29 protein-coding genes and 5 tRNA genes are annotated in these 25,913 nt (G+C 42.9%); 9 read left to right on the plus strand and 25 right to left on the minus strand.

The window, feature by feature from the left end:
* Window positions 1-49: 49 nt before the first annotated feature.
* Entirely contained in the window at window positions 50-199 is a 150-nt protein-coding gene (locus tag CRG89_RS08910) for a DUF5679 domain-containing protein (protein WP_168174128.1), read from the minus strand.
* 132 nt (window positions 200-331) lie between these two features.
* Window positions 332-429 (minus strand) — tRNA-Ile (locus CRG89_RS02000).
* 84 nt (window positions 430-513) lie between these two features.
* Here CRG89_RS02000 and CRG89_RS02005 point away from each other — a divergent pair.
* Together CRG89_RS02005 and CRG89_RS08575 are read left to right on the plus strand one after the other, a co-directional pair.
* Window positions 514-616, plus strand: a tRNA-Ala gene (locus CRG89_RS02005).
* 126 nt (window positions 617-742) lie between these two features.
* Window positions 743-886 (plus strand): hypothetical protein, encoded by a 144-nt coding sequence (locus CRG89_RS08575; protein ID WP_158648662.1) that lies wholly within the window; start codon window positions 743-745, stop codon window positions 884-886.
* 56 nt (window positions 887-942) lie between these two features.
* On the opposite strand, the gene CRG89_RS02010 is transcribed toward CRG89_RS08575, so the two are convergent.
* From CRG89_RS02010 to CRG89_RS02060, 11 genes are all read right to left on the minus strand, one after another.
* On the minus strand, window positions 943-1,251 hold the full coding sequence (locus CRG89_RS02010) for a Rieske (2Fe-2S) protein (protein ID WP_103286700.1): 309 nt from the start codon (window positions 1,249-1,251) through the stop codon (window positions 943-945).
* Window positions 1,252-1,334: 83 nt separating this feature from the next.
* On the minus strand, window positions 1,335-1,718 hold the full coding sequence (locus CRG89_RS02015; protein WP_148695259.1) for a winged helix-turn-helix domain-containing protein: 384 nt from the start codon (window positions 1,716-1,718) through the stop codon (window positions 1,335-1,337).
* Between the two features lie 32 nt (window positions 1,719-1,750).
* Window positions 1,751-3,511: a glutamate--tRNA ligase gene (gene gltX / locus CRG89_RS02020; RefSeq protein ID WP_103286702.1), complete on the minus strand. Its 1,761-nt coding sequence runs from the start codon at window positions 3,509-3,511 to the stop codon at window positions 1,751-1,753.
* Between the two features lie 21 nt (window positions 3,512-3,532).
* Entirely contained in the window at window positions 3,533-4,537 is a 1,005-nt protein-coding gene (locus CRG89_RS02025) for a polyprenyl synthetase family protein (protein ID WP_103286703.1), read from the minus strand.
* 111 nt (window positions 4,538-4,648) lie between these two features.
* Window positions 4,649-5,815 carry a type 2 isopentenyl-diphosphate Delta-isomerase gene (gene fni / locus CRG89_RS02030; RefSeq protein ID WP_103286704.1) on the minus strand — a complete coding sequence of 389 codons (1,167 nt, stop codon included), beginning with the start codon at window positions 5,813-5,815 and terminating at the stop codon, window positions 4,649-4,651.
* Complete coding sequence (locus CRG89_RS02035; protein WP_103286705.1) at window positions 5,812-6,627, minus strand: isopentenyl phosphate kinase; 816 nt, start codon at window positions 6,625-6,627, stop codon at window positions 5,812-5,814. Before CRG89_RS02035 ends, fni begins: the two co-directional genes overlap by 4 nt.
* A gap of 38 nt (window positions 6,628-6,665) precedes the next feature.
* Entirely contained in the window at window positions 6,666-7,664 is a 999-nt protein-coding gene (mvk, locus tag CRG89_RS02040; protein WP_103286706.1) for a mevalonate kinase, read from the minus strand.
* Window positions 7,665-7,673: 9 nt separating this feature from the next.
* Window positions 7,674-8,594, minus strand: a complete 921-nt coding sequence (gene amrB / locus CRG89_RS02045) for an AmmeMemoRadiSam system protein B (protein WP_217349415.1) — start codon at window positions 8,592-8,594, stop codon at window positions 7,674-7,676.
* Between the two features lie 32 nt (window positions 8,595-8,626).
* Entirely contained in the window at window positions 8,627-9,253 is a 627-nt protein-coding gene (locus tag CRG89_RS02050; protein WP_103286707.1) for a 30S ribosomal protein S2, read from the minus strand.
* 137 nt (window positions 9,254-9,390) lie between these two features.
* Window positions 9,391-10,641: a phosphopyruvate hydratase gene (gene eno, locus CRG89_RS02055; protein ID WP_103286708.1), complete on the minus strand. Its 1,251-nt coding sequence runs from the start codon at window positions 10,639-10,641 to the stop codon at window positions 9,391-9,393.
* 36 nt (window positions 10,642-10,677) lie between these two features.
* Window positions 10,678-10,911: a DNA-directed RNA polymerase subunit N gene (locus CRG89_RS02060; RefSeq protein ID WP_103286709.1), complete on the minus strand. Its 234-nt coding sequence runs from the start codon at window positions 10,909-10,911 to the stop codon at window positions 10,678-10,680.
* Window positions 10,912-10,958: 47 nt separating this feature from the next.
* Here CRG89_RS02060 and CRG89_RS02065 point away from each other — a divergent pair.
* A tRNA-Leu gene (locus CRG89_RS02065) sits at window positions 10,959-11,043 on the plus strand.
* An 83-nt stretch (window positions 11,044-11,126) separates the two neighbouring features.
* On the opposite strand, the gene CRG89_RS02070 is transcribed toward CRG89_RS02065, so the two are convergent.
* Window positions 11,127-12,356 (minus strand): aminotransferase class III-fold pyridoxal phosphate-dependent enzyme, encoded by a 1,230-nt coding sequence (locus CRG89_RS02070; protein ID WP_103286710.1) that lies wholly within the window; start codon window positions 12,354-12,356, stop codon window positions 11,127-11,129.
* Window positions 12,357-12,483: 127 nt separating this feature from the next.
* On the opposite strand from CRG89_RS02070, the gene CRG89_RS02075 reads away from it, so the two are divergent.
* On the plus strand, window positions 12,484-13,275 hold the full coding sequence (locus tag CRG89_RS02075) for an alpha/beta fold hydrolase (RefSeq protein WP_148695258.1): 792 nt from the start codon (window positions 12,484-12,486) through the stop codon (window positions 13,273-13,275).
* Window positions 13,276-13,302: 27 nt separating this feature from the next.
* Here the strand turns inward: CRG89_RS02075 and CRG89_RS08580 are convergent.
* Window positions 13,303-13,427 (minus strand) — tRNA-Leu (locus CRG89_RS08580).
* A 92-nt stretch (window positions 13,428-13,519) separates the two neighbouring features.
* Here CRG89_RS08580 and CRG89_RS02080 point away from each other — a divergent pair.
* Window positions 13,520-13,594, plus strand: a tRNA-Thr gene (locus CRG89_RS02080).
* A gap of 7 nt (window positions 13,595-13,601) precedes the next feature.
* Here CRG89_RS02080 and CRG89_RS02085 read toward each other — a convergent pair.
* From CRG89_RS02085 to CRG89_RS02105, 5 genes are all read right to left on the minus strand, one after another.
* Window positions 13,602-13,868 (minus strand): winged helix-turn-helix domain-containing protein, encoded by a 267-nt coding sequence (locus CRG89_RS02085; RefSeq protein ID WP_158648663.1) that lies wholly within the window; start codon window positions 13,866-13,868, stop codon window positions 13,602-13,604.
* 87 nt (window positions 13,869-13,955) lie between these two features.
* Window positions 13,956-16,556, minus strand: coding sequence for an aconitate hydratase AcnA (acnA, locus tag CRG89_RS02090; protein ID WP_103286713.1), 2,601 nt, complete (start codon window positions 16,554-16,556; stop codon window positions 13,956-13,958).
* Between the two features lie 101 nt (window positions 16,557-16,657).
* On the minus strand, window positions 16,658-17,191 hold the full coding sequence (locus tag CRG89_RS02095) for an OsmC family protein (protein WP_103286714.1): 534 nt from the start codon (window positions 17,189-17,191) through the stop codon (window positions 16,658-16,660).
* Window positions 17,192-17,307: 116 nt separating this feature from the next.
* Window positions 17,308-17,451, minus strand: coding sequence for a YHS domain-containing protein (locus tag CRG89_RS02100; RefSeq protein WP_103286715.1), 144 nt, complete (start codon window positions 17,449-17,451; stop codon window positions 17,308-17,310).
* Window positions 17,452-17,501: 50 nt separating this feature from the next.
* Window positions 17,502-18,194, minus strand: a complete 693-nt coding sequence (locus CRG89_RS02105; RefSeq protein ID WP_103286716.1) for a dienelactone hydrolase family protein — start codon at window positions 18,192-18,194, stop codon at window positions 17,502-17,504.
* Window positions 18,195-18,276: 82 nt separating this feature from the next.
* Between CRG89_RS02105 and CRG89_RS02110 the strand changes: the two genes are divergently transcribed.
* Entirely contained in the window at window positions 18,277-18,804 is a 528-nt protein-coding gene (locus CRG89_RS02110) for a PadR family transcriptional regulator (RefSeq protein ID WP_103286717.1), read from the plus strand.
* Window positions 18,805-18,870: 66 nt separating this feature from the next.
* Here the strand turns inward: CRG89_RS02110 and CRG89_RS02115 are convergent, their stop codons facing one another.
* Entirely contained in the window at window positions 18,871-19,917 is a 1,047-nt protein-coding gene (locus CRG89_RS02115) for a type II glyceraldehyde-3-phosphate dehydrogenase (protein WP_103286718.1), read from the minus strand.
* Window positions 19,918-20,028: 111 nt separating this feature from the next.
* Here CRG89_RS02115 and CRG89_RS02120 point away from each other — a divergent pair, with 111 nt between their 5' ends.
* A complete protein-coding gene (locus CRG89_RS02120; RefSeq protein ID WP_103286719.1) occupies window positions 20,029-20,391 on the plus strand; it encodes a hypothetical protein in 363 nt (120 codons plus the stop codon).
* A gap of 74 nt (window positions 20,392-20,465) precedes the next feature.
* Here CRG89_RS02120 and CRG89_RS02125 read toward each other — a convergent pair whose 3' ends face one another.
* From CRG89_RS02125 to CRG89_RS02135, 3 genes are all read right to left on the minus strand, one after another.
* Entirely contained in the window at window positions 20,466-21,299 is an 834-nt protein-coding gene (locus CRG89_RS02125; protein WP_103286720.1) for an SIMPL domain-containing protein, read from the minus strand.
* A 129-nt stretch (window positions 21,300-21,428) separates the two neighbouring features.
* On the minus strand, window positions 21,429-22,313 hold the full coding sequence (locus tag CRG89_RS02130; RefSeq protein WP_103286721.1) for a zinc ribbon domain-containing protein: 885 nt from the start codon (window positions 22,311-22,313) through the stop codon (window positions 21,429-21,431).
* 74 nt (window positions 22,314-22,387) lie between these two features.
* Window positions 22,388-22,795, minus strand: a complete 408-nt coding sequence (locus tag CRG89_RS02135; protein ID WP_103286722.1) for a hypothetical protein — start codon at window positions 22,793-22,795, stop codon at window positions 22,388-22,390.
* A 126-nt stretch (window positions 22,796-22,921) separates the two neighbouring features.
* Between CRG89_RS02135 and CRG89_RS02140 the strand changes: the two genes are divergently transcribed.
* Window positions 22,922-24,472, plus strand: coding sequence for a B12-binding domain-containing radical SAM protein (locus CRG89_RS02140; protein ID WP_103286723.1), 1,551 nt, complete (start codon window positions 22,922-22,924; stop codon window positions 24,470-24,472).
* A gap of 120 nt (window positions 24,473-24,592) precedes the next feature.
* On the opposite strand, the gene CRG89_RS02145 is transcribed toward CRG89_RS02140, so the two are convergent.
* Window positions 24,593-25,441, minus strand: coding sequence for a PEFG-CTERM sorting domain-containing protein (locus tag CRG89_RS02145; protein WP_103286724.1), 849 nt, complete (start codon window positions 25,439-25,441; stop codon window positions 24,593-24,595).
* A gap of 234 nt (window positions 25,442-25,675) precedes the next feature.
* Between CRG89_RS02145 and CRG89_RS02150 the strand changes: the two genes are divergently transcribed.
* Window positions 25,676-25,912 (plus strand): DNA-directed RNA polymerase subunit H, encoded by a 237-nt coding sequence (locus CRG89_RS02150; RefSeq protein ID WP_103287876.1) that lies wholly within the window; start codon window positions 25,676-25,678, stop codon window positions 25,910-25,912.
* Window position 25,913: the final 1 nt, after the last annotated feature.

Here is a 25,913-nt window from a genome sequence, read left to right on the forward strand (position 1 = left end):
AATAAATAAATAAATAAGTTATAGGATGATAACTTATTCTGGCCTCTTCTTATTTGCTTGACTTACCTATCCTGTACAAGGTTGTATTACATACTGGGCATGTACCCTTCACTGCAGGTCTACCATTCTTCATAGTCACCTGTGTTGGGTTCTTCATCTCTACCTTCTTCCTGCACTTAACACAGTACGCCTCGACCATATGCTAGTATACACATGCTTATTTATGAACTTTTTAGTGTTATGTAAGGTAGAATAGTTACAATAATTACCTCAATTATAGGAAGGATGGATCATCTATTTTGATCTTATAAGTAATGATTATGATGAAAGATGGTGGGCCGGATGGGATTCGAACCCACGACCTTTACCTTGCCTCTTAAGCAATTCGGTTATCAGCCGAACGCTCTAGCCAGGCTGAGCTACCGGCCCTGCCTAGACTATCTTGCCTTGACCCATTTAAAAATCGCACTACAAAGACTTAAATCATGATTGTAGAGGGATAGAATTGTGGGTGGGCCGGTAGTTCAGCGGTAGAATGTCCGCCTTGCACGCGGATGATCCTATCATATTTGATGGGGTCAGCGAGAGGTCGCGGGTTCAAATCCCGCCCGGTCCATAAACCTTATGATTAAATCTCCAAGAAATATTATGAAATTTCTATATTGATATCATATTGTTTGTTCAAATAGCGGATGGTGTAATAAACGAAGGGTTTAAGTACCATAATCCTGTAAATTATTCAATGTGTCATATAGTGAGATGTGAGGTATGCGGTGCATTGATGGAGTATGAGGATTACTATATACATAGTAGGGTATGCAGACCTGAGACAGAGAAGGTTGAGCCAGTCGAGGTAAAGTCTCTTGCTAAGAAGAGAAAGCAGTAAATAATAAGGTAGTAGTAACAATATTTTTATTTACTTTGCTCTTGCTGTTAGGATACTCATACCTCTACATATACAGCATCCCCATCAACAATAACCTTGTATACCTTCAATGGTCTTAGCCTTACAGGGAACTGTACCAACTCACCGTTAGTCACATCCCATACTGCCTTATGCCATGGACATGTAATATGCTTGCCATTAATCTTGCCCTCATGTAGGTTTGCACCAGCATGATTGCAGATATCAGATACAGCATAGTATGCACCATCTACGTTTGCTAACAGTATATCATTACCATCTATCTGCAGGTACTTCATCTTGCCATTTGGTAACTCATCCCTTCTACAGGCTAGAACCCTACCCATTGTACTATATCTTAATAACACTCTTATAAAATATTATTTGCTGTTGTTGATGAGTAGCAAGTGATCAATAACAAACCAACCAATTAATCAGCATATCTGCGTAGGGCACACCTATCTCTAAGATCACACTCATCATCCATAAGCCTTATAGCCTCCTTGAAGTGGAAGAGTACCTCTCTACCTTTATCTGTTATCCTTATAAGGGTTGGATCATGAACCCTCCTGCTCACATACGAATCATCATCATTATTATTGTCGTTGTACCTTACAAGACCTCTTTCACTCAAGAACTCAAGGTATTTGCTCAATATACGTATATCAAGATTGGTCTTGTAACTTAGGTTTGTCTTGTTCGTATCAGAGCCGTCAAGAACATCCAATATACTTATTATTATCATGAGAGGACCCCTCTTGCCCCTTCTCTTTCTCTTCATCCTTATTGATGTGTTAGTATAATCATTGATCAATGAGATTATTTTATCAACTATTAATAAATAGTTTACTTATGGCTCATTATAAATATACCATCTGCATCTGCCCTGCAGAATCCGAAGCGTACAAACTGCACAATGCTACCAACATCCATTCTACTTGCATATGACTCAGCATAAGCATCTACAATCTCCAGACTCTTTGGATTGTATGCATCATCAATGTATAGATGCCTTGGTACAAGCACTCTTATCTTCACCGCATCATCAACGCTCACCCATTGCACCTTCTTCACATCCTTAACCTCATAGCCTGTGAAGGTTGCATATGCAGTTGCATAACCTCCCTCTGAAGGTTCTACACGTTCAATAACAACATTGTAGAGGTCTATAAGCCTTATCTCCCTGCCTACAGCATCGATTATATCGCTAAGGGGAAGATAGAACTCATCCCTAACCTTGATAGCCCTTGAACCTAGTGCTTTGTTTGTTGGATGGTTCCTAATAACTACAGTAGAGCCATCGATAGGCATACCATCTGCTAACCCATAAACCTTAGCCCTTGCACAATCATCAAGCCTTACCATGAATAACCTTGGCACAGATGCATCGATCATCCTCCTGTTTATTGCCTCCAACACCTCAAATGGAGGCTTTGTATCTGCCTTTGTGAACCCTAGAGAGAGTACAAACTCCCTTATAGCCTCTGGCTGTATGCCTCTCCTCCTCAGCGCTGCAAGTGTTGGGAGCCTAGGATCGTCCCACCCCTTAACTAGCCCCTTCTCTATGAGTGGTGCTATCTTCCTCTTCGATACTGGCATCCCTTCAAACTCTAGCCTTGAGAACTCAAGCACTATTGGCTTCCTCAACCCCAACCTATCTAATATTGCGTAGTATAGTTCATTCCTTAACTCATACTCCTTGCTCCTAAGTGCATGTGTTACACCATCTATGCTATCCTCTATGCTAGCAGCAAAGTCGTACGTTGGCCATACTCTATATCTATAGCCCTTCAATGGATGCTCATGCTCTATTATCCTGAAGAGTGTAGGATCCCTCATCACAGTATTGCTACTCCTCATATCCCCCTTGAACCTTAGTATGGCTTGATTTGCTCTATACTCATTGAACATCTTATGCCACCTCTCCATATGCTCCTCTCTGCTAAGCGATCTACATGCACATTCTATGCCAGAGGCTCTATTCCTCTTTATTGTATCAGGCTTGCATGTACATACATATGCTCCATCAACCTCTATAAGCCTCTCAGCATAACTGTAGAGTAACTCTATATCATCTGAGGTATTCTTGATGAGATCTGGCTTAACGTTAAGCCACCTTAACCCATCCATTATTGCATCGTAATACTCCCTCTTCTCCTTTGCAGGGTTTGTATCATCGAAGCGTAGTATGAACCTACCCTTGTACATCCTTGCATACTCCTCATCTATTATCACTGCCTTTGCATGGCCTATGTGAGGGTAGCCATTGGGTTCTGGCGGGAACCTTGTAACAACTCTACCCATAACAGCATCTGGCAGTTGAGGAAGGTTATGGTATCTATGCTCAACCCCAACCTCAGCCCCAGCCTCAGTGATAGGCTCTATAGCCTCAAGACTGCTCCTCTGCTCATCAATGCTTAACCTGTTCACCTCATCCACAACTGCTCTTATGGTTGGGATGAGCATCCTTATACTACTCCTTAGATCTGGTCTTACTGCTATCACCTTTGCCGTTACCTTATCTACCATAGCCTTGCCATCATGCTCTACAGCATTCCTAAGTGCAAGCCTTCTTATGAGTAAGAGTGTATCTTCCTCAACCGCCATGCTTTATCACCTAATAAATAATCATGCACTCCTCTCAACTATCAACCTTGCTATATGCTCTAGTGCATGCTTGGCACTGCTCTCCTTGAAACCCTTCAATCTAGCAGTAGCATCATCAGCATACTTACCAGCCATCTCCCTTACCTCTCTATCTATACCCATACCCTTCATGAGGTTTATTGCATAGAGCAGTTCATTCTCATCTATATTCTGTTTAGAGCCTAGTAGGGATAGAATCCTCCTCCTACTATCCTCATCGCACTTGTTTAATGCTAGTAGTATTGGAAGTGTCTTCTTCCCCTCCCTTATATCATTACCAACTGGCTTCTTTGTCACCTTAGGATCCCCAACAACCCCTATGAGATCATCTACAAGTTGGAATGCTATCCCTATACTCCTGCCATACCCTGCAACCTTCTCTACAGCATCCTCATCTGCCCCTGCAGTTATTGCACCCATCATGCATGATGCCTCAAATAGAGATGCTGTCTTCTTGGTAACCATTGCTATGTACTGCTCTTCATCTGGTATTGTTGTGCTTGATGCTATCTCCATATCCATAGCCTGCCCCTCGCTCAGCACTATACAGTACTTTGCAAGCACATCGACCAACCTTACTATGGTTGAGTCATCCAGCCCTGCCATCCTTCCATAGTATGCTACTGTCTTGAATGCATATATGAGTAGTAGATCACCAGCAAGTATCCCGTATGGAAGACCATATGCCCTATGCACTGTAGGCACACCATGCCTAACCTCATCACCATCCATTATATCATCATGTACAAGTGTGAAGTTATGCACCATCTCCATGGCAGAGGCTATGTAGAGTGCCTTATCAGCACTACCATTGCATAGTTCAGAGCACTTAACAAGCATATATGGTCTAAGCCTCTTCCCCCCGCTAGTTATGTAGTGTAGTGCTGCATCGTAGAGTATGTATGGTTCACCCTTCAATGTAGAGGTTATAATCTCATCAACCCTTCTTGCCACATCCCTTATATCCTGTTCTATTGCTACGTTCATACCAAAGGATTGCTAACATGCTCTAATATACCCATCTAATAATCAATCAGCCATCAATCCATACATATACACTACATTAGTAGATAAAGCATACATCTCGGCTTGTATTGCTCATCTACCATAAACACTGAACCATTCCAATAGTGGACCTTGGAGGTTGTACCTTACACGCCTTAGAGCCTTGATATCCCTTGACCCTGTAAGGAACATAGCTGCCCTCAACTCCTCTATTAGCATCCTTGCATAGTCTAGCACAGACTCCTTTGACTCTGCTGCACACTTGAGGAATGGCCATGCAAGAGCACATATATCTGCCCCAAGAGCAATACACTTTGCAATATCTAACCCACTTCTCAACCCTCCAGATGCTATGATACCTATCCTTACACTTCTCCTAACCTCCAAGAGGCTCATGGCAGTTGGTATCCCCCAGTCCCAGAAGAGTTCTCCAAGGTGTGACTTCATTACTGCCTTAGTGTTATCTGCCCTCAACTTCTCAACTCCAGCCCAGCTTGTACCTCCAGAGCCTGCTATGTTTATAGCCTTGACCCCAGCAAGTTCAAGCCTTACAGCAACATCCCTAGATATGCCTGAGCCAACCTCCTTGACTATCACTGGCACATCTATACTCTTCACCAACTCAACTATCTTGCTGTATATGCCCTTGAACTTAGGCTCACCCTCTGGCTGGATGAGTTCTTGTAATGGGTTTAGATGTACTGCTATGGCATCAGCATCTATCATCTCTATCATCCTCCTCACATCATCAAGCGTTATGCTCTTCAACTGTACACCCCCTATGTTTGCTATGAGGAATGCATTTGGTGCACTCTTCCTTGCTATGGAGTAACTCTCCCTCAAGGCATCACTTAGCAGCCCAGCCCTCTGGCTACCAACACCCATACCAAGGTTGAGTTCCTCAGCAACCATTGCTAACCTCTCATTTATCACTGTAGCCTTATCGGTGCCTCCAGTCATTGAGTCTATTATTATTGGTGCAGAGAACCTGTGGTTAAGGAATGTTGTTGATGTATCTATCTCATCTATATCAAGTTCTGGTAGTGCATTATGGATGAGCATAACATACTCAAGGTATGTTGAGGTATTCTTTGCCTGTACATCCTTCTCCAATGGTATCTTTAGCCCTTCCAACTTTCTATTCTTTATTATCTCAATATCTGTAACCTTGCTACCATTACTGCTACTGCTATCAGTAGTAGTGGAAGCAAGATTATTAGTTGAATAGTGGTTATCCTTCCTGCTTGTATCTTCACTCATGCTACCATCTCACTTCCTTCCCTACCTACCCTGTTGCCCCTTATCACAGTACCAATTGTATCCTTACCTCTCAGCACATCTTCTACCCTCTCTGGATGCATACCATTAACAAACCATACATCTATGCCAAGGGATGCTATCTTGAACCCTTCCCTAACCTTCCTCCTCATACCCCCTGTAACATCCATGCTCACATCATCCATGCTAGCATCACTAGCATACCTTAACTCCCTTATAAGTTCCCTGCTCTGCATATCCTTGTAAACACCATCTACAGCAAGTGTAAACAAGACTACACTAACCCTCTCCCCAAGATGCTCAGCAAGTATGCTCATTATCTCATCACCTGAGAGTATGTAGTATAGATTATCCTGATAGTGCATCACATCCCCATGGGTAACAGGTATTAACCCATCCTTGGAGATGTCATACAACTCCTCAACCCTACTGCTTATGGGAACCTTTCCTTCACCTATGAAGGATGATGGGTGTATGGTGTATGGTCTTAAGCCTTGCTCAAGCATCACATTTACTATACGATTATTCAGATCAACCATAGAGCATCTAACCCTGCTTACACCCTCCTTGCTGTACTCTGCTGGTTTACTATGCATATCGTAGATGACAGAGTAGTAATGACCAAAGGAGCCTCCACCGTGAACAACTATGATCTGTACCTCATCACTAATACGCTTAAGTATCCTGCTTACACCCTCTAGAGCAGGAGCATTGAATGCCAAAGGCTTATCCTTGAATGTAACTATTGAGCCTCCAAGCTTGATTAGTGCAAGCATACTCACTCTACTCTCCAATAGAGTCTTGGCCTTGCCTTAAAAGTTTTGGTCCACTCTTACGTATCTGTACTGTGTATAATCACACCATCTTCCTCTATGCTTGATGTGAACCTCTCATAACCATAACTGCTTAGGGCATTTAAGAGCATTGTACTCTTTGCATCATCTATAAGCGAGATTATGCACCCTCCACCCCCAGCACCAGTTAACTTTGCACCATACGCACCATTCTTAACCAATGTGTATACTATGGTATCAAGAGTATCGTTAGATACACCAAGTCTCCTTAGGAGCATATGGTTAAGTGTAAGCAGTTCACCAACCCTTGCTAAATCTCTACCCCTTATAGCATAGAGTGCATGCATGGTTATCACCTCACTCATCTCTGCTAGGGAAGCAAACTCCTCCTTGCTACTCTCTTCTCTAGCCTTAACCTTCATAACCATGGTGCCAGTATCCTTCATGATGCCAGAGTTGACTACAATGAAGTGTAGAGCATGTAAAGCATTACTATAATCACTGCACTTCTCATCAAGCCTCTCTATCCTCCCATCCTTGTTGAAGAGTACAAGCCCACCATATGTGCATACTGCAGAGTCTATGCCTGAGGGGTTCTTATGCACAAGCCTCTCAGCCTCTAGAGATAACTTGAAGACCTCATCCTTGCTTATACTACCAAAGAGGGAGGCTACAGATGCTATAGTTGCAACACTTGTTGCTGCAGATGCACCAAGCCCCATCCCATATGGAAAGTCAGACTCTAGCAGTACATCAACCCCTTGCTGCCTATCAAGTAACCTCATAGCACTTGCTGCTGAGAATATTATATGCCTATGAGGATCATGCTCATACAGATGGGGGTCTGATGATAAAGGTATGCTTGAGTAGCCTAGCATTGATCTAACCCTTATCTTCCCAGCATCGTTCACAGTTGAGGTTGCTCTAACCCTTCTCTTAAGGGCAGTTGCTATTGCAGGTTTACCATATACAACGAAGTGCTCTCCAAATAGTATTGCCTTTGCTGGTGCACTTGCAACTGCTACATTCCTACCCATACCACATCATCAATCTGTTAATACTATGGATGCATATCCTACAACAGCACTCTTATCCCCTGTAACATCCCCGCTTGTAGCATATTTAAGTAACCTTGCACTAGTTGCACCTAGCCTCTTTGCTGCAACCATCACTGTACCTATGGCACCATAACCACATGCACTAACATCAAGCCTCTCAAGTACTGTATAGTACTTTGCAACATCTAGAGCAAGTATTGCCTTTATCAACTCCCCATCCTTTCTACATGCTTCATCGTGAGACTCATAGTGTGTAAGGTCTGATGATGCTATAAGGAGTACATCCAGACTGCTTGACTCTATCAACTCTGCTATAGCATTGCCTAGATCATTTGCAGTATCCTTATCCTGCATCCATAGTACTATTGGTATTATGCTGAACTGATGCTTGTATATGTATTGGAGCATGGGTAACTGTACCTCAAGGCAGTGATCCCTGCTATGGGCATAATCATCTATATCAAGTATGCCTGATAACCTGACAAGCCTCCTTGCCTCATCACTATTCACCTGCACCTTGCCTAGAGGAGTCTCCCAGTAGCAGTCAACCATGGTTGCTATAGCACTACCCAAGCCGTAGTGGTTTGGTCCCAGCAGTATTATAAGATCTGGCTTTGGTTTGAGCAAGGATGCAGCATGATATGCATGGGCTGCAACTGCACCAGAGTACATGTATGCTGCATGAGGTGATACCATGGCTATCATATTCTTGCCATTACCCCTGCCTTGATCTTCATGCTCAGACTCACCTTTGGTTGGTTGAACCTCAACCCCTCCCAAGGGTCCTAGAGGATGATGGAAGCACTCATCTATAGCATTAAGAAGTTTATCGCTCTCTGCTGGGTAGAAGATGCCAGCAACGGCAGGTCTCCTAACCCTCAACCCTTTCATCCCCCAAGTACTCATCATCAATAGATACTCTTAATGCTATCTTTGTTGTACTACTCTGCACCCTCCTCAAGCTTTGTCTCAAAGTCATCAACCTTGTATGCATTGCCCTTGTAGATGAATGTATCGAACTGCTTATGCTCCACAAGCCCCTTCTTGTTAAGGACCTCTAGTGTAAGCAACCAATACACTGCTGCTATAGCCCTCCTACCTCTATTGTTTGCTGGTATGATTAGATCAACCTTGCTTGCAAAGTTATCAGTATTTGCTATGGCTATCACTGGTACACCAGCATTGGTAGCCTCTACAACAGCCTGCAGATCTGCCTGTGGATCGCTAACTAGAACAACATCAGGCTCTATGTATGTTGAGAGGAATGGGTTGGTTAGTGTGCCAGGCATGAACCTGCCTATAATTGGTGTTGCACCAGTAAGTTCACAGAATTTGAGCACTGCTATCTTAGCATTATCCTTGGTTGAGCATGCAACAACCTTTGGTAAAGATCTGCTTATCATAGATGCTGCTGCATCTATACGTTCAAGGGTCTTGTTCATATCAAGCATGTATACTCCCTCATTTGCCCTTGCTATGAACTGCTCCATGTACTTTGTCTTCACATTAGTACCTATCCTTATACCTGCTGAGAGTATCAGTTTATCTATATTCTCTATCATGCTCATGCACTATGCTTTAGCAGTGTATAATTTTAAGCTTGGGTTATTCAACCTCTTCATGATAAAGGCTAAACAACAACAGCAATCCATCTATCAATCTATCATCCAAACTAAATCCACAACAGTCTGCTTTGCCTGTCTAACTATTGTAGAGTGGTCATACCATCTACCATATCAAGTTCTTCAAGCCTTATCAGTTCGTTCATCTTTGCTACCCTCTCCCCTCCAACAACCCCAGCCTTGATCATCTTGGAGCCTGTTGCTACTGCAACATGTGCTATATGAGCATCTATACTCTCACCAGATCTATGCGATGTTACAAGCCTTATGCCATGCTCATCTGCCTCCCTAGCAAAGAGCAGTGCCTCATACAGGCTTCCAGCCTGGTTAACCTTGAGTATTGCTGAGTTGCATGCCTTGTACTCTAGTGCAACCCTAAGCCTTGATACATTGGTTACCAGCAGATCATCTCCAGTTATGTATATGCTGCTGAACCTCTTCGTTAACTCTGCCATGCCAGAGAAGTCCTCCTCATGCAATGGGTCCTCAACATAGATTAGCCTATAATCCCTTATGAGGTTGCTTACAAACTCTATCTGCTCCTCCTTGCTCATTCTATTGCCATACCTTGCATATACATAACCATTGCCATCCCATAGCGATGAGGATGCAAAGTCTATGCCCAATGCTACATCCTTGCCTATAGAGTACCCAGCCTCTATACATGCCTGCTCAACAGCCTCAAGTGCTTCCATGTTTGATGCTCTAGGTGCCCACGCACCCTCATCCCCCCTTCCATATGTGAAGTATCTATCCTTCCTCTCAAGCACATCCCTAAGCACTCTATGCACCCTAACATTCATCCTTACAGCCTCAACCATATTCTTTGCACCTATAGGTACTACAAGGTACTCCTGTATGTCTGGAGTACTTGGACCAGCATGTGCTCCTCCTCCAAGAACATTGCCTAGAGGGTATGGGAGCCTATACCCCTTCTCCTTCCTCCTATCTATGCTGATCAGCCTAAAGATGGGTTCACTAAGTGCCTTTGATGCAGAGTCTACAGCAGCCATGCTTACAGCATATGCAACTGAACCTCCAACTATGGAGTAGTTTGGTGTGCTATCTATGCCCCTCAACACATCGTATATTGCCTTTGGATCTGAGGCATCAACCCCTATGAACCTACTCTTATTCTCATTGAATACCTTTAATGCATCCTCAACGCTATTATTTGGGAATCCTACTGCTTCATATCTGCCCTTACTTGCACCAGATGGTGCAGATGCCCTACCCATATACTTGCCATCTGTAACCACATCAACCTCTATACTCTCCTGCCCTCTACTGTTGTAGCAGAGCCTAGCCTTTATGGCTGTTATAGATGCTTCCATGTTTGACACCTTCTGCTAGGTCTATAAACTAATCAACTAACCACTACTCTCTATCTCCTCCTTCTTTCTCATCAGTACCTCATAGTAGGGGAGGAGTTGGTTTATAGTCTCTACAGTACTCAGGAACATTCTCCTACAGCAGTACCTCTTTACACCCATATCATCTAGAACGTTGGCTGGCTTCTCACCCATTCTAACCCTCTTCACATATATATTGTACTTGTCTGCTATTAGACTACCACATGTGAAGCACCTTACTGGTACTAGCATGCATATGCTTTAATTGAAGGATATAAAAGTATTTCATGCTATGAAGAGCGGGGGTCGCCAAGCATGGTCAAAGGCGCCAGACTGAGGCTCTGGTCCCTTAGGGGTTCGTGGGTTCAAATCCCACCCCCCGCACTAACAGTAGCATAAACATAGCCATCGATCAATCAATTAATCCATCAATCTCCTCCATTCATCCACCTTACACCATACACCGATCAGATCACCTTCAACACCTCATACATAAGCTCCACACCTTCCTGAACTTCATCCTCCCTTATTATGAGAGGAGGAATAACCCTTATCACTTTGATGCCAGCAGGAAGGAGTAGTAAGCCATGCTTGAATGCATTGATTATGAAACTATCCCTAACCTCCTTGCTTATGAACTCAACACCTATCATGAGTCCTATACCTCTAACATCTACTACCTTGCCATTGCTATCATCTGCCATATCCCTCAATGCTTTAAGGATGATACCTCCAATCCTTTCAGCATTGCTAAGCAGGTTATCCCTCCTTATCACATCTATGATCTTTGCACCTACAGCAAGATCTATCCTGCTACCCCCTCCCCACGTACTTGATAGCACTCCTTGCTGCCCTGGATCCAACTCCCTCCTGTATAGTGTTGCCCCAACCTGGAGTGCTTTTGCTACAGCCATTATATCTGGCTCTACCCCATAGTGCTCGAATGCCCACCATCTACCAGTTCTACCCATTCCTGACTGTACCTCATCTATTATGAGAGGCACACCGTATTTGCTGGTATACTCTCTTAGCATCTTGATGAACCTCTTGCTTGCTACATTGTACCCTCCCTCACCCTGCACAATCTCAGTTATTATGAATGCTACCTTGTTCTCCTTCAGCAGGTTCTCAACAGCATCTATCTCAGGATCATCATCGCTAGAGCAGAACTTTATCCTCTTAACTGGTAGTTCAGGGAAGTTGCTCTTCTGCACAGGTTTGCTGAATGTGAATGTTAATGCTCCCAAGGTCCTTCCATGGAATGCATTTATACATGATACCCCTGGGAGTGCACCCATCCTCCTGTATGCAATCTTTATGGCATTCTCAACAGCCTCTGCACCACTGTTTATAAGGAATGCCTTGAACCCTTTTGGTACTATAGAGAGTAGCCTTTCAGCAAGTTCGGCATGCTCTCTGCAGTAGAAGTCTTGTCCAGCGATCTTATGTACTCCAGTGTTAGAGTACTCCTTTAGAACATCCATAACATCTGGATGCTTGTAGCCTAGGGGGGATGAGCCTATGTTTGATGTGAAGTCAAGGTATACATTGCCATCAACATCCTTTATATAGCATCCTTCACCATCTTCAATGACCAATGGATATACAAATGTTGAGTTGTAACAGTTCCTACTCATCGTATCTATTATAGTCCTAGCATTCTGCCCTGGTGGCTCAACAACTATCTTATGCTTCACGCATATATTATGACATCTATGTAAAATAAGTATATCTTGTATGTAGGTGTATAAACATGTAATTAAGAGTTCATTAAAAGTCTCATCCCTGCTATATATTAATATTAAAGCATTCAGATTATTACTTATGAAGGTAACTTCAGATGGGCTAGAAATAGTCTACGATGATTTTGGTAATGGAGAACCTGCACTACTATTTATGCCTGGTTGGTGCTCTGATAGATCAGTCTTTCAGGATCTAATGCTACGCTTTACTATGCATCGCCGCACACTTGCCTTAGACTGGCGTGGTCATGGAGAGTCAGGATCATCTAAAGATGATTTTGGTAATGAGGCTCTAGTATCAGATGCCTTGGCTGTAATAGAAGCCAGTAAGGCTAAACAAGTCATTCCAGTTGCATTAGCGCATAGTGGATGGATTGCTATTGAGTTACGGCGTAGGTTAGGAGTAGTGGTTCAAAAACTTATCTTGGTTGATTGGATACTAACTGAACCACCTCAACCATTCATTCAAGCCCTGAGAGGAATGCAGGATCCATATAGGTGGAAGGATATTGTAAAAGATATATTCTCACACTGGCTACAGGATGTTGATAATCCTAGATTGATAAATTTTGTGCATCAGGTGATGGGCTCGTATGGTTTTGATATGTGGGCTAGAGCAGCACGGGAGATTAGTAAAGCATATGCAGAGCAAACAAGTCCTCTCCATGCTCTTTCCTTGTTGAGACCACCTGTATCTGTACTGCATATTTATGCACAATCACCAGTTCCTGATTATCTAACCATTCAACAAGAGTTTGCATCTTCACATAGTTGGTTCAGTGTATACAGGTTAGATGCACGTAGCCACTTCCCTATGTTCGAGGTGCCTGATGAGATGGTAACTGTTATAGAACAATTTATCAGGCAGTATTGAGATCAGCCTAATGAGGATTGGTACCAGTGCGGGGGGTGGGATTTGAACCCACGAACCCCTAAGGGACGGGATATCCTATCACATCACATCACATGAACTTAAGTCCCGCGCATCCACTGCAAGCATCTTTGGCCAGGCTTGGCTACCCCCGCCCGTATGCATTACCTTTGCTATCATATTAAATCTTAACAATCTCTAGCAAGGTTAATAAACACTCTAGAGGAGATGAGATAAGTTATAAAGCGCCTCGGTAGCTCAGCCTGGTCAGAGCGCTTCCTTGGTAAGGAAGAGGTCGCGGGTTCAAATCCCGCCCGAGGCTTCCTATCTCAACATCTAATAAGCCTAATCAGTTCCTCATATATGTTGAGGAATGCTCTACCTTTCTCCGTTATCTTGAGTATATGCCTTCCTCCTTTACTAGCATCTACAGTTATTAGGTTAGTCCTTTGGAGTAAGTTAACATACTTGTCTATACTCCTACTATCAAGCTTTGCCTTGCGTGCAAGTATGGTCTTGTATACATTCTCATTGTTTAATATGGTAAGAATATTATATATTATATCAAATCTCTCTCTTCTATCCTTCTTGTGCACAAGAAGGGTTACTAATGATAGGATTTAACCTTAACGTGGTTCAAACATGTGATTTATAGCATATAACAATGTATTTGTACCACAAATTTACTGTAAACTATTCATAAGTGTAGATAGTACATAGTGCAGTATACCCCCTGCCATGTAGTACCTCAACTCCATCTCAGTATCTATCCTTGCTAAGAGCCTTGCTCTTGCTACACTCCCATCACTTCTATGCACAACAAGTTCCACAACCTTCCTAGGCTTTAGATCATCTAGCATTATATCAAAGGTCTCATCGCCCCTTATGCCAAGTGTATCAGCACTTGCACCATCCATGAACTGTAGAGGAAGTATGCCCATCTCCACAAGGTTACTCCTGTGTATCCTCTCAAAGCTCTCTGCTATAACTGCCCTAACGCCTAGAAGCTTAGGTCCCTTTGCAGCCCAATCTCTAGAACTTCCAGCACCATAGTTCTTCCCTGCTATAACTATGAGTGGTACACCCTCTCTCTTGTAGCGCATTGCAGCATCATACACACTCATAACCTCATTGCTTGGATAGTGTATGGTATACCCTCCCTTCTTAACCTCGCCTCTATGCTTGAGCATCTTATTCTCTATCCTGCCAGTGAAGGTTCCTCTAACCATGACCTCCCAGTTGCCCCTCCTTGCACCAAACGTGTTGAGCCTTGCAATGTTCACACCTAGTGAGATTAGGTATCTACCAGCATCGGAGTCTGGGCTTATTGGACCTGCTGGAGATATATGATCAGTTGTAACATTATCGCCAAGGATGAGTAGTGCTCTAGCATCTCTTATACTCTTAACCCTATCAGCAGCCATATCGAAGTCATCCAGGAATGGGGGTCTCTTTATGAATGTGTTCGCATCATCCCACTCATAAAGGTTGGATGCCTTAACCTTTATTCTATCCCACTCTGGGATGAGATCGCCAAGAGTAGAGTACCTTGCAAAGTCATCCTTGCTTATAATGCTCATAAGATCCTCAACCTCCTTGCTTGATGGCCATACATCCCTAAGGTAAACTGCACTGCCATCTTTAGCATAGCCTAATGGCTCCTTGCTTAGATCCTTGATCCTCCCTGCTAAAGCATAAGCAACTACCAATGGAGGAGACATTAGGTAGTTTGCCCTAACATCTGGATGTATTCTACCTTCAAAGTTCCTGTTCCCTGATAACACTGCAACCACTGTTAACCCATTCCTCCTTATAGCATCACTTATCTCAGCAGGTAATGGACCGCTATTCCCTATGCACGTTGTGCAACCATAACCAACTATGTTGAAGCCTAGCAACTCAAGATAATGGAGTAGACCAGCTCTAGCAAGATAAGACTCAACCACTCTAGAGCCTGGAGCAAGGCTTGACTTTACATACCTTGGCACTCTAAGCCCTAGTTCGTAAGCCTTCTTTGCTAATAGTGCAGCAGCAACCATCAGGTAAGGATTGCTTGTATTTGTGCAACTTGTTATTGCTGCTATGACTATGCTACCATCTGCAAGAGTATGATCCTCACCATCAACCCTCACAAGCGTACTAGCACTCCTGCCCTTGGTTAACTGCAGTATACCATCGTATACATCCTTGAAGGTTCTCCTCTCCCATGGGAGGGATGGACCAGCGATGCTAGGCTCAACACTGCTTAGATCGAACTCTATAATCTTGCTGTAGTGAACATCACCATTGCTAGAGCCATACATGCCTTGCGCCTTATAGTATGCCTTTACTACATCAACATGGCGCTCATCCCTGCCAGTAAGCATCAGGTACTTTATAGTCTCATCATCTACAGGGAAGAGTGCTGCTGTTGCACCATACTCTGGTGCCATGTTTGCTATGGTAGCCCTATCTGGTACTGAGAGCGAGTATAGACCATCTCCAAAGAACTCAAGGAACTTATCAACAACGTTATGCCTCCTAAGCACATCTGTAAGGGTAAGCACTATATCTGTAGCAGTAATACCCTCTCTAGGTTGATTGTAAAGTTTAACCCCTACAACCTCTGGCACTATGCTGACTGGCTGCCCTAGCACTGCTGCCTCTGCCTCTATCCCTCCAACACCCCAGCCCAATACCCCTAAACCATTGATCATTGTTGTATGAGAGTCCATACCAAGGCATGTATCGAAGTATATAGTAGAAGAGTCTAGTATGGCAACCTTTGCAATGTACTCAAGGTTCACCTGATGGATTATGCCAGTGCCTGGAGGGAATAACCTGAAGTTCTTGAATGCTTGCTCAGCCCATTTAAGGAACTCATACCTCTCTCTATTCCTCTCCAACTCAAGCCTCATATTCAGTGCTAGAGCATCATTGCTTGCCCAGTGATCAACCTGCACACTATGATCTATAACAAGATCAACAGGTACTAATGGATTGATGATCTTAGGATCTAGACCATGCTCTGCAACTATCTCCCTCATAAGTGCTAGATCAACTAGTGCAGGTACACCAGTGTAATCCTGCATTATAACTCTAGCAGGTTTGAATGGTACCTCTACAGCATTATTGGGCTCCCATCCAATTATAGTGTTAAGATCATCCTCTGTTATACTCTTACCATCTATGTTCCTTGCTATACTCTCCATCACTATACGTATTGTATAGGGCATCCAAGAGTACTTGCTAACATCGTAGTATCTTAAAGAGGTACCATATACATCTAACTTGTTTATCTGCATGCTTGCATCATCTTTAACGAGTAGGAATAAAAAGTTATCTTACCTTTATCCACCCATCCACATCTATCCATCCTTTATCTCTGCCTCCTCCTGCATTCTATCTATCTGAGTGTTGTGTTAACCTTTATTACATGTTCCATGCTATACACTGCTGGGCACCTTTCTCTTGCTAGTTTGAGGATCTCTTCAAGCTTAGCCTTATCTGCATTCTCTGCCTCTGCATCAACATCGAAGTTTATGCTCTCTGTTATTGGCTCATCTGCAACATCAAGGGTCTTTGCAAAGTTTACAACACAGTTTGATGATACCCTAAGCCTCCTGAGCCTTATACCCTTGCTTGCTGCTACACTTGCAAATGTTGCTATGAAGCATGATGTTAGCCCTGCTATACAGTATGCCATAGGTCCAAGTCTATTGCCTTGACCTCCAAGCCATGTTGGGCTATCTATCTCTAGCACTTGCTTACCCTTCTCATAAGCCATCTCACTCCTGAACTGGAAGCCCTTACTCTCGTCAAGTATCCATTCACCCTCAAGCTTGATGATCTTCCTCAACGCACTCCTATCCTTCTTGCCTTGCTCTATGAGTGCTGAGATCTTGCTAAGATCTACATTGTTCACTATGTTAGTAGTCATGCCCTTACCTTAGGGGCCATCATATAAAAATCTATTATCCATGCTATTCATCCATCTACCCATCCACCAATCCATCCATCTATCCACCCATCCATCAATCAATCAATCCATCAAACCTACTTCCTATACTTCTTTGGGTTCTTGAGGAATATCTTCCTGCACCCATCGCAGCAGAAGTAGTACACCTTGCCCTCATACTCTGCTTTAACAGCAAGATCATCATCCATCTCTATACCACATACTGGATCAAGTACCCTCATGATGATAGCATCGATAGCCTATTATTTAAAGCATCATCCAACATCTAACATCATCGCAGATGCGTGAGGAACCAATCCTTAGCCTTCTCTGCTACCTGTTCAAGTGCACCCTGCTCTTCGAAGAGGTGTGTAGCATTGGATATAACCTCTAGTCTAACCATGCACTCTCTAGGGAATCTATCCATAGCCTCTCTATTCAATCTAAGCACTGGAGTATCATGACCCCCAACTATTAGCAGTGTTGGTACCTTTATGCCTGGAAGGTAGTGAGCAGCAAGATCAACCCTACCTCCCCTTGAGACTATCGCTCTTACATTGTTTGGATATCTAGCATATGCTATGAGTGCAGCAGCAGCACCAGTACTTGAGCCAAAGTAACCTATCCTTAGATTGCTACTACTACTGCTGCTACTACTCCTATCCATGTACTCTCTTTCAAGCCATATCACAGAATCAACAAGCCTTGAGGCTAACAACTCAACATCGAACCTATACCTTCCAGTTAGAGAGTCTATAGCATCCTCCTCCTTGGTTAGTAGATCTAAAAGTAGTGTGCTAAGCCCAGCACTCTGAAGTACACCTGCTACAAACCTGTTCCTTGGACTGAACCTTGAACTACCTGAACCATGTGCAAATACAACCATGCACTCTTTAAGTGATGAGATGGTAAGATCACCCTCAATGAACCTACCCTTACCTTCCTCTACACTACTAACATCTATCTTGATACTCCTTGCCTTCATGAAGTATTATGCTGAAGGATATAGATAACCATTTGTACAGAACAAAACACTTATATGTATCGATTGCGATATCACTAGCGATATGATATCAGAATGGCTGCAGAGGATAAGTGGAGCAGTGCCCAAGGGGTTCTCAAGGTACTATGTGCTAAGCCTACTGAATGAGCGTGCCATGACAGGGAAGGAGATAATGGAGGAAGCAGCAAGGAGGAGCAACAACCTATGGAAGCCGTCACCAGGGCTAGTATATCCATTGCTAGGCAAGTTACTTCAGGAAGGGTTGATAGAGGAGGATGATTACGGGAGGTATAGGATAACTGGAAAGGGCAAGGCTGTTTTAGCAGATGTAAACGTGATTCAAGGTATAGTAAGGAAGCAGTTGGATGTGATGATGCACTTCAGCACACTAAGCATGTTCATTGCAAAGGATATACTGGAGAGGATAACCTCTCTAGGCTCTATGCTTGCAGCAAACATAGATAAGATGACCCAGCAGGAGAGGGAGAGGTATAGAGAGTTCCTTCTAGCACAACTGAGGAAGTTGGATGAGAGTGATGCTAAGAGGAGGGAGCAAGAGAATAGGGGTAAGGAGAGTATAGATGTAGAGTAGTGCTAATAGCAGAAATAAATAAAACCTTGTTTATTTTTGAATCAATTATTAGCATTATCTTATTGCTCAACCAAACTCACTTGCTAGAGCCTTCTTCCTCTCATTAAGCCTGAATATACGCTCAGTCCTCTCAAGCGCTTCCCTCTTGCTCCTCCTGAATAGCATAGCCTGTATTAGCATATGATTCTCTGGCGCAACTATCCCAGTCTGATCATCAGAGTAGGTTATCTTCAGTATATCTCCCTGTACCTTGAGCACATCAGTGTGTATATGAACCATGCATGTATCTCCAAATGGGAATCCAAGTTCTAATGCCTTCTTCCTTACATCTGCAGTACCTTTAGCATTGCTTAGCAGTGCTACACCCCACTCCTTCTCAAACACATCAAGTATGGAATCCTTGCTTGGGCACTCATGTTTGAACCTAACATACAACTGGTGTAGATGCATCATCCTGCTTGGTACCTTGTACACATCAACGTAAAGGGCATGACTCCTTATGAAGTCAGCTACATCCTTCTGATGGTGAGGGTCCCTATCCCACTCTATAGAGTCCTTTACCTCCTTCTTATCCTCAAGATCAGCCCATCTCCTTATCAGTGTAGCATCAAACCTTACTATCTCATCGCCATAACGCTCTATCAATGGCTGCATTATCCTACCCAAGCCAGTTACATTGCAACTGCCCTGTATAACATACCTCTTCCCATAAACCTGCTCATAGTTCACCCTTGAGTTGTGTATGATATCAGCAACGCTATGCTCACCATACCTATCCTCCCCTCCCTGGAATATAGCTGGCTTGTTCAATGGCAGATAGTAGTTGATCTTATTCTCATACCCAAGTCCATCCTTGGATGCATCAACTATTAGATCACTAGCAATTATAGCATCCTTTATGCTCCCCTCTACTGCATAACCCTTGCTCTTGAACTCATCAATCTTTGCCTCTGGCACGAACATCTTGAAGCCTTGGTCCTTAGCCTCCTTTGCTCTATCATCTACGCTGTACTTCCCTACTCCTATGAACTCTACATCTCTATCATTTGCTAGAGCATATGCAACCCTCCTTCCTATAGTACCATAGCCATTTAGGAATACCCTGAATGCCATGCCTAACCTTGCATAACCTTATATATCAATATTTTTGAGTTTCAAGGATGATATAAGAGCATTATGCAGATTTGATTTAAACTTAAATAGGTGGGGTAGGATAGTTATTCTATGGCACTGATATATGTAGTGCCTACTGCTGTTGTTGGTGCAGTGATGCTTGCTATATTTCTTACAAGCATACCTATGGCAAGTAAGGATTATGCATTAGAGGTTGATGCATTCAAGGATAACGATGATATGATGCTCATGTATAGGGTAGTGATAGTAAACACTGGTAGGAACGATGTTACAAATGTTGTTGTTGATTATGGCACTTATAAGGACTTTATACCAAGGATAAAGCCTGGAGAGAAGATCATACTCTCGCCTAGAGATGATGCAAGTAAGGAAAAGGTTACAGTTACTGCTGAGCCAAGCATATACATAGTAAAGGAGTACAGGAATCTAGCAAAGATGGTCAAGGTACATTAATTAATTAATTAATTAACCCTTGTAATACATAATAAATAGAGTGGGAGTTATTTGTGAAGCAACTCTACTAACTACTACTCAAGCCAGAATACAACCTGTACAGATGCAGATACACTCTGCTCACTGGGTGGTATTATAGGTGTTGTTGCTGGTGCCTCCCTTGCATACATTGGTGTAGGATAGTAGTACCCATCCATTATGTTCACGCTCTTAACCCCAACTACCTTCATGTTCAGTGCATTGGCAACACTATCAGCCTTGACCCTTGCATCCTTTGCTGCCTTATCCAGCAGTGAAGCCTTTACAGCATCAAACCTCTCTTGGGAGATGAAGAAGCTCACACCATAAACCTGATTTGCTCCAGCATTAACAGCAGCATCTATAACACTACCAATATTCTGTACGTTAACATCCATGGTTATAGTTATGTTATTAACTGCCTTGTAACCAACAAGGACCTGCTCTTGGCACTCTGGTGGTGGAGGGTATATTGTTATACATACCTCAGCCTTGCTCCTAGGCTCATAAACAGGGTATATGCTGTAGTAGTTTGTGCTTATCTGCTCCTCCTTTATGCCTAAAGCCTTTACAGCCTCTATTACACTATTCATCAACTCAGCATTCCTTCTTGCTGCATCTCCTGCTGTCTTCTCCTGCACCTCAACACCCACACTTATGCTAGCCTTATCAGGCTTGATATTCTGTATAGCATTACCTATAACTGATAGTTCTATCCTCTCTACTACATCCTTCCCATTACTCTGCTCCTCTGCCCTTACATTAACCATCGTAGTATGCTCTACTGCTAGAAATGCAAGTAGCAGAGTGAATGCTACTATACCTGCACCTGCCATGCCCATAACCTTCTTGCTTATTATTCTGCTTGCCATCGCCACATCCCTCACCATTCTATATACATGCAGTAGGATTAAGCCTATGCTTTAGAATCCATCAATTATGATTAGAATATGTTGTTCTAAATGTTAGAACAATAAAAAATTAAATTAAATCTTTTGGTTAGGCTATCATAGTTATCATCATGAGGGTTCCTGAGGAGAACCACATTGGGAACAGAACCTTGCACTCTTTGGTATCTCTGCACCACATTTTATGCAATACTTCACATCCGTTATCACACTTGCATGCTCTATGCTCCTCATCGCCTTCTCCTCACTTACAAGTTCGTTTATCCCAGCAAGGACACCAGCTATTATCTCATCCTTAAGGTTGAATACAGGTTTTATGCTCTTCCCATTCTGCTTCACAACCATCTGTATCATTAGATCATGCTCATGCAATCCCTTCCTCCTTGCTATTATCTGTGCCTGCTCTATACTGCTTGCAGGTATAACTATATCCCCCTTGCTTGATGTGAACACTACTCTATTGTTACCATCTCTACTCCTCTCAAGCACAAGTCTGCCACCTTCAACACTATCCTTCCAGCCTGGATAACCCTCAACGTAGTCACAGTCATAAACCCTCTTATCCAACCTCTCCTTGCTCTCAACCTGTACTGCACTGTTACTCAGGAACTTGATCTGATCCTTTATGTACTTCCATAGGTTTGATTCGAAGCTCTTTGCTGTGTAGAGCTTTGCTACAGTTGCTGTTATCCCAACTATAGGTACTATGAACAATGGAGCAGATGAGAGCATGTTCTTGCCCCATTCCCCAGTGCTTATAGTAACCTCAAAGTCATCTGGCTTACCCTTTATGGTTATGTCAGTACTCCTCCTTGCACCTGCTATGCTTCTAAGCGTACTTATCTTCCTTGCCTGTATGAAGAACCACGATGGTGGTGCAGTAGGGTCTTTGGAGTATGCCACCTCAAATCCATTCTCCTGTAGATACATCTGCACCCTTGTTGCTAACCTCTCTAGATCAACATTGAGCCCTGTAAACCTCTCGGTCTTGCCCATGACCTTAATTTAGGGAACTATGATATATCATTTACTAATTTATGCAATAAAATAATAAAGAAGAAGAAGGTTAGTCAGTGTAATGCTGCTACACCCTCAAGCATATCCTTGGCTGGGTTGAGCACACTTCTAGTTATATCTGATAGGTTAGCAAGCATGTTATACCATGAATCTGCCTCCTCATCGCTTATCTCAACCCTTACATGCTTGATACCATGCATGCCCTGAAGCCTCTCCATCTCTGCTGCAGCAGTAAGGCTATCCAATGCAGTTATACTGCTTACAACATACCCTGGATAACCTGGATACATTGAACTCTCATGCTGCACAACCTTGAACCCAAAGAGGCTATATCTACTCCTCTCAACTATGACTATCCATGACTCCTTTACACTCTCATCCTCATGCATGATCTGCTCATGGAATACCCATAGGCTTGCCTTAACATCATCTCTACCCACCTTTTCTCTGCTATTATCCATATGCATATAATAATAACCCTTCTAACTATTAATCCCTTACGTTACACTTTAGATGCTGATTAAACACTAAGCATAATGTGAATGCTATAAAAAGAGTTTTATATTATGATGGGAAGATCTGCATAGATGAGCGGTAGGCGTATAGTGCTGACTGCAGATAGAAGCTTAACAACAAATTACAGGGGTAACTTCCTGTACGGCTTCATAGCCTGTGGGCCATACGAACTTGTGCCAGAGTGGGTATTCGATAAGGTCTTCTGCCCAAGTGTTGAGACTGATCCAGTAACTGGAGAAGCAAAGGTTGCTCAGTGTGGGCTTAGAAGGATAGAATCAGCACTCCTCAAGGAGTATAGAAGGGATGAGGTCTTCATAGCCCATCCAGATATGCTTGATAGAGCGATAGGCGAGGATACAAAGGTTGTAGGCATAAATGTTATGGACCCTCTAGGCATGGCCCCAGTAACAACTACCATGAGCCCAGAGAAATTATCGTATATAGCAATGAAGTTCAAGCGTATGTGTGCAAAGATCATCCAGTTGAAGAAGAGGTACAACTTCAAGGTTCTGGTTGGGGGTAATGGCTCATGGGAGTTGGCAAAACCTGATAGGATGAGGATACATGGCATAGACTCTGTAGTGATAGGGGAGGCAGATGAGATAGCAGTAGATCTATTCAGGGATGCAGAGCAGGGCAATGTGAAGCCATTAGTGTATGCAATGGTCAGGAATATAGATAACATACCAGAGATACAAGGTCCAACGGTCAACTCTCTAATAGAAGCGATGAGGGGATGTGGGAGAGGCTGTGACTTTTGTGATGTTAATAAGCGCTCCAAGAAGGACTTCCCTCTGGAGAGGTTGCAGAGAGAAGCAAGGATAAACCTTGACTATGGCTTTGATAGCATCTGGCTTCAATCTGATGAGATACTCCTCTACGGCTGTGATAACAAGGACTTCATACCAAACAAGGATGCAATAACATACCTATGGCAAGGCTTGAAGTCCCTAGGCGCAAGGTTCGTAGGCACAACACACATGACGCTCTCTGGCGTTGTTGCAAAGCCAGATCTCATAGAGGAGTTGAGTAGGATAAATGAGATGAGCAATGAGAGATGGCTTGCTACAAATCTAGGTTTAGAGACTGGTTCTCCAAGACTTGCAAGAAGGCATCTGGGTATGAAGACAAAGCCATTCTCACCAGAGGAGTGGCCATGGGTTGTGAAGGAAGGGTGTAGGATACTGAACAAGAACAACTGGTTCCCTGCATTAACACTCATAGTAGGCTGGCCAGATGAGAGTCCAGATGATACAAGGGATACCCTTGATCTTATAGAGAGTCTTATAGCGATGAGGATGAGGGGCTTGATAGCACCATTACTATACCAAGACTTCAATGAGCGCAACTCTATGCACTTCAGGAACCTGAATGAGATTCAGTTCACTGTCTTCTGGCGTTGTTGGGAGCATAACCTTCAGGTTATAAACGATATAATACCAATAATAGTCAGGAACAAGACCTATGGACCATTGATGAAGGTCTTCATGACCATGCTTATAAAGGCTGGTACATGGGCAATAATGAGGTATCTTAGGGGATTGTGTAAAGAACTCTTTGGTAGAACACCAGATGATATAGTTGATAGGTACAGGAGGCCAATAACTGTAACAGCAAGTTGATTGATGGTAGCATAGCCTGTATGTATTCCTTATAATAATTTATTACTAATTTATTATGATCAATCCTTAATTTTTTAATATAGAAAATAAATAAATAAATAGATTTTTTAATTAATTATGCTATATCTGTGGGAATACCCTTACCATCTGCCTTCTACTGACTACTATGAAGGTACCTATACCAGCAGCAAGTATGAGAGCTGCTATCACACCAAACTCTGGTACAACAGCTATATTCTCTGGAGCAATAACTATCTCCAAAGTCGAAACACCAGCAGGAACATCTATCTCTAGTGTAGCCTCATTAGCAGTATGCTTGGTTACATTGGCTTGAATATCTGTATCTGTCTCCTCACTGAATGCTATGAAATCAACATCCATGAACTGAGCCCTGAACTCATCCCTTATCACAGTAGATGGTACAGTTATTGTCAACTTGCTATCAGTATTGATGTCAGAGAGCTGTAGCACTATGCTGTTGAAGTCTTGATCTAGAGTTGCTGATTGTACATTCCCAACTGTTATTGTACCTCTTAGCGTTATATCCTCCTGTATCCCACTTATCTTTACACTGAACTCTCTTACTGTTGGTTGTGCCTGTGCAGTGAATGCAAACTCTGCACTACTTTGAATATCGCCGTATGTTACAACAACCTTGTATGTACCAGAGTTGCTCATGAATGGTCCTCCAAGCTTGAACTCTGCACTGAAACTACCATCGCTTGCTGGTGTAACCTGTGTTAATGCTGCCTGATTATTCCTCTCATTCATTATCTGGATGATGACATCTAGCCCAGTTATGACCCTAGGTACCTTTCCAGTAACCTTCAGCGTATCTCCAGTACTGTATGACTGCTTATCTAGCGTTATGGTTATCTGTTGCTGTTGTGCATACACTGCAAATGGTGCTGCAAGTAGCATCATAGATGCTACAAGCGTTCCTATTAGTGCAGATCTATATCTGGCCATTGAGACCCTATATACATAATAGTATATATCTTTTATGTACAAAACGTTCAACTAAATTCATTTATTTATTTTACTAATCATTGTGTATCCTTTATTTTATATTGCTTTATCCTCAACCCTTGCTTATTTATTACTAATTTTCAGAGGGTTGATATAACATACAGGGGAAAGGTGTAAATTTGGGTTCTAGAGTAGTCTTAGCGAGGGTAGATTCTTAGGTAGGTGATAGAATGCATGAGCAATAGGATGATAAGGCATGAGTACGTGCCTGAACATATACTTCTCAGCAAGGAGGAGGCTGAAGAGGTACTCAAGAGGTACCATGTAAAACCTAACCAACTCCCATTCATACTTGCAAGTGACCCAGCGATAAGGAACCTTAATGCTAAGCCTGGAGATATAGTTAAGATAATAAGGAAGAGCCCAACAGCAGGGGTAAGTATATACTACAGATATGTAGTAGAGGGGTAAG

It is taken from the genome of Candidatus Nitrosocaldus islandicus (genome assembly GCF_002906215.1).
GTDB classification, from domain to species: Archaea; Thermoproteota; Nitrososphaeria; order Nitrososphaerales; family Nitrosocaldaceae; genus Nitrosocaldus; species Nitrosocaldus cavascurensis.